Below are 3,586 nucleotides of genomic sequence, written 5' to 3' on the forward strand. Positions count from 1 at the left end.
GTGATGCGCTGGTCGGACCTGGGCGCCCTGGCCCTGTTCGCCGACCTCCCTGAGCCGGCTGTCGCGGGGCTGGCCGACGTCCGGGCGATGGAGCGGCTCGGCTACGAAGCCATGACGGCGGTGCGGGCGCTCTGTCTGGCGGGCTCGGTACGCGGCGCGGCCACCGCCGTGCACCTGCACCACAGCTCGATGGCCGCGCGCATCGCCCGGGCCGAGTCCGCGCTGGGCTTCTCGCTCGCCGACCCGGCCGGACGCCTCCGCGCCCACCTGGCCCTCGCCCTGGTACGGCTCCGCGCGAACCTCAGAGCCGGTACGCGCGCTTGAGCGCGGCCAGCCGGCCCGCCCGCGCCCGCTTGCTGAGCTCGGTGTCTGGGACCATCCCGTCGAACCCGTGGAAGGCCCCCGGATAGAGGTGAAACTCGGTGGACACCCCCGCCTGCGACAGCCGCAGCGCGTAGTCGATGTCCTCGTCCCTGAACACCTCCAGCTCGCCGACGTCGATGAACGCCGGTGGCAGGCCGGCCAGGTCCGTGGCCCTCGCGGGGGCGGCGTACGGGGGCACGTCGTCGGTGCCGATGCGGTCGCCCAGCAGGGCGGTCCAGCCGAAGAGGTTCGCGGTCCGGTCCCACACCACGGCCTCGGTGAACTCGTGGCTGGACGGGGTGATGTTGCGGTCGTCCAGCATCGGGCAGACGAGCAGCTGGAACGCGACGTCGGGGCCGCCCCTGTCGCGGGCCAGCAGCACGGTGGCCGCGGCCAGCCCGCCGCCCGCGCTGGCGCCGCCGACCGCGATCCTGTCCGGGTCGATGCCCAGCTCGCCCGCCGACTTTGCCGTCCACACCAGCCCCGCGTAGCAGTCCTCGACCGGAGCGGGATGCGGGTTCTCCGGCGCCAGCCGGTAGTCGACGGAGACCGCCACACACCCGAGCGCCTCGACGTAGCCGATCATCATCGCCTCGTCGATCTCGGGCGTGCCGATGATCATCCCACCACCGTGGATCCAGTAGAGCCCCGGCCGCCCCTCGCCGTCCTGTGCCGGGCGGTAGATCCGTACCCGCACGTCGGGGGCGCCCTCGGGGCCCGGCGCATAGCGGTCCTCGATCACCACGTCCGTGTCGGCGGGCGGCGCGGCGGCGAGGAAGGCGTTGACCTGCGCCCGATGCCCGGGCAGCTCCTCGGGCGACATATTCGCCATATCGAACGTCGGGAGGGGCGTCCGTTCGAGCGCGGCGCGGATCTCCGGATCGAGGTTGGGGTGGAAAGCCATGAGATCTCCCATCTACGGAGGCTACCCCTTGATACTCGAAGCCCAGGCCACGACACACAACCGCCGTCCGGCGGCGATTGCGCTCCTCAGACCCGCCGTTCGGCGAGAACCTCGAGTACGCGCTCCGCGAGGGGCGCGGCGCTGGCCGGGTTCTGGCCGGTGGCCAGGCGGCCGTCCACCACGACCTGGGGCTGCCAGTTCGCGCCCGGCTCGTGCTGGGCGCCCCGCTCCAGCAGCTTGTCCGCCAGCAGGAACGGCACCACGTCGGCCACGCCGCGCAGCTTCTCCTCCTCGTTTGTGAACGCCGCCACCCGCTTGCCCGCCACCAGATAGGAGCCGTCGGACAGGGCCAGGTTCACCAGTGCGGACGGACCGTGGCAGACCGCCGCCACCACGCCGCCCCGCTCGTACACCTCGCGCCCCACGCGGATGACGTCGGGATCGTCGGGGAAGTCCCACATGGTGCCGTGGCCTCCGGCGTAGAGCACGGCGTCGTAGCGGGAGGGGTCGGCTTCGGCCAGGCGGCCGGTGCCCTGCTGTTCGACGGAGGCGACGAAGGCCACCTGGGCCTCGTCATCCGGGTCGAACCCGTCCTGGGGCGGCTGTCCGCCCCGCATGCTGGCGACGTCCACCTCGTATCCGGCCTTGCGGAAGATCTCCCAAGGGTGGGCGGCCTCCGGCACGTAGTAGCCGGTCGGCTCGACGCCGCCGAGGTCGTCGTGGCTGGTCAGAACTATCAGGATGCGCTTGCTCATGCCTCACAGCATCGCTCCGCAGAGCCATCAGCACAAATAACAGAATATCGTCTGAGGCATCAGAATAGTGATATGTCGTCACTCTCACTCGACCTGCTGCGGACGTTCCTCGCGGTGCACAGGACCGGGTCCATCACGGCCGCCGCGCAGACGCTCCGCCTGTCGCAACCGGCCGTGACCGCGCAGATCAGGACGCTGGAGTCGGTGCTGGACCGGCCGCTGTTCGACCGGCTGGCGCGCGGGGTCGCGCCCACGCCCGCCGCCGACGAGCTGGCCCGCCGGGTGGCGCCCTCGCTCGACGCGCTGGACGAGGTGGTGGAGTCGGAGCTGCCCTCGGACGCGGCCGTGCACCTGGGCGGGCCCGCCGAGTTCCTGTGCGAGGAGGTGATGCCGATGCTCGCGCCGCTGGTGCGCTCCGGGCTGCGGCTGCGGACCACGCTCGGACTGTCGGACGACCTCCTGGCCGACCTCGCGGCCGGGCGGCTGGACCTGGTGCTCTCCACGATCCGGCCCCGGGTGCGCGGCGTGCAGGCGGACCCGGTCTACGACGAGGAGTTCCTGCTGGTCGCCGCCCCCTCCCTGGCGCTTCCCGGCACCGGGCCGAGGGAGCTCGCGGGGGTTCCGCTGGTGGCCTACGCCGAGGATCTGCCCATCGTGCGCCGCTATTGGCGGACCGTGTTCGGCCGCCGGCCCGCGATGGCGGCCCAGGTCGTCATCCCCGACCTGCGCGGTGTGCTCAGCGCCGTCAGGGCCGGGATGGGCGTCTCCGTCCTGCCCGCCTACCTGTGCCGCCGCGACCTGGCGGCTGGCACGCTGGTGACGCTGGCCGAGCCCGACGAGGCGCCGATCAACACCGGCTACCTGGCCGTCCGCTCGGGCGCGCTGGCGAGACCCGCGGTGGCCAGGGTACGGGCGCACCTCATCGAGGCGTTCCGCACCGCCCCCACCTACTAGGCCGACCCCTTACTAAGCCGACCACGAAGCGAGCAGCCGCAGCGACTCCTCGTTGGTGCCGCCCGGCTCGGGATGGAGCAGGCTGAGCCGCTGCCCCGATCCACCCGGCAGCTCGAACGTCTCATAACGCAGCACCAGCTCGCCCACCACCGGATGCGTGAACCGCTTGACCCCGTTGGCGCGCTCCTTGACGACGCGACCGGCCCAGAGGGTGCGGAAGCGCGGGCTGTGTACCGACAGCTCGCCGATCAGGGCGGTCAGCGCCGGGTCGTCGGTGTGGCGGCCGGTGGCGAGGCGGAGCTGCCCGACCGTGGCCCGGAGCACCTCCTCGCGGTCCGCATAGACACCGGGCTCGGAGAGGAAGTTGTACCTGGCCAGGTTGGCGCCAGGGCGGCAGAGGCCCGGGAAGAGCGCGTCGGCCAGCCGGTTCCAGGCGAGCAGGTCGAGCCGGTGGTCGGTGAGGAGGGCCGGGATGTCCGTCATCCGGTCCATGAGCTCCACCACCTCCCGCCGCACCTCCTCGCTGGTGCATTCTGTGGCCAGAGATGGCGGCAGCTCAGGCGGGTACGCCGGCACTCGCGGCCATCGCCTTCTGAAACCAGGCCACCGT

The 3,586-nt window shown here is 72.3% G+C and carries 4 protein-coding genes and 1 pseudogene; 2 read left to right on the plus strand and 3 right to left on the minus strand.

The features are described 5' to 3' along the window. The coding region (locus AB0J09_RS59425; protein ID WP_360712359.1) for a helix-turn-helix domain-containing protein at positions 1–324 on the plus strand (324 nt) is incomplete at its 5' end. Here the strand turns inward: AB0J09_RS59425 and AB0J09_RS59430 are convergent. Together AB0J09_RS59430 and AB0J09_RS59435 are read right to left on the minus strand one after the other, a co-directional pair. Beyond that, the gene (locus tag AB0J09_RS59430; protein ID WP_360712362.1) at positions 302–1,279 is read right to left on the minus strand and encodes an alpha/beta hydrolase; all 978 of its coding nucleotides are present in this window, start codon (positions 1,277–1,279) and stop codon (positions 302–304) included. The two genes, AB0J09_RS59425 and AB0J09_RS59430, sit on opposite strands and share 23 nt — an antisense overlap. Before the next feature lie 74 nt (positions 1,280–1,353). Beyond that, positions 1,354–2,022 (minus strand): type 1 glutamine amidotransferase domain-containing protein, encoded by a 669-nt coding sequence (locus AB0J09_RS59435; protein ID WP_360712365.1) that lies wholly within the window; start codon positions 2,020–2,022, stop codon positions 1,354–1,356. Positions 2,023–2,094: 72 nt separating this feature from the next. Here AB0J09_RS59435 and AB0J09_RS59440 point away from each other — a divergent pair, with 72 nt between their 5' ends. Further along, positions 2,095–2,976, plus strand: a complete 882-nt coding sequence (locus tag AB0J09_RS59440; protein ID WP_360712367.1) for a LysR family transcriptional regulator — start codon at positions 2,095–2,097, stop codon at positions 2,974–2,976. A gap of 12 nt (positions 2,977–2,988) precedes the next feature. Here the strand turns inward: AB0J09_RS59440 and AB0J09_RS59445 are convergent. Then, positions 2,989–3,586 (minus strand): annotated as a pseudogene (locus AB0J09_RS59445) (hypothetical protein); the annotation flags it as partial.

It is taken from the genome of Nonomuraea sp. NPDC049784 (assembly GCF_040659615.1).
Taxonomy (GTDB): domain Bacteria; phylum Actinomycetota; class Actinomycetes; order Streptosporangiales; family Streptosporangiaceae; genus Nonomuraea.

Excerpts from the sequence above, each read along its gene's own strand:
- AB0J09_RS59430 (WP_360712362.1), bottom strand. The coding sequence starts at position 1,279 with ATGGGAGATCTCATGGCTTTCCACCCCAACCTCGATCCGGAGATCCGC.
- AB0J09_RS59435 (WP_360712365.1), bottom strand. The coding sequence starts at position 2,022 with ATGAGCAAGCGCATCCTGATAGTTCTGACCAGCCACGACGACCTCGGC.
- AB0J09_RS59440 (WP_360712367.1), top strand. The coding sequence starts at position 2,095 with ATGTCGTCACTCTCACTCGACCTGCTGCGGACGTTCCTCGCGGTGCAC.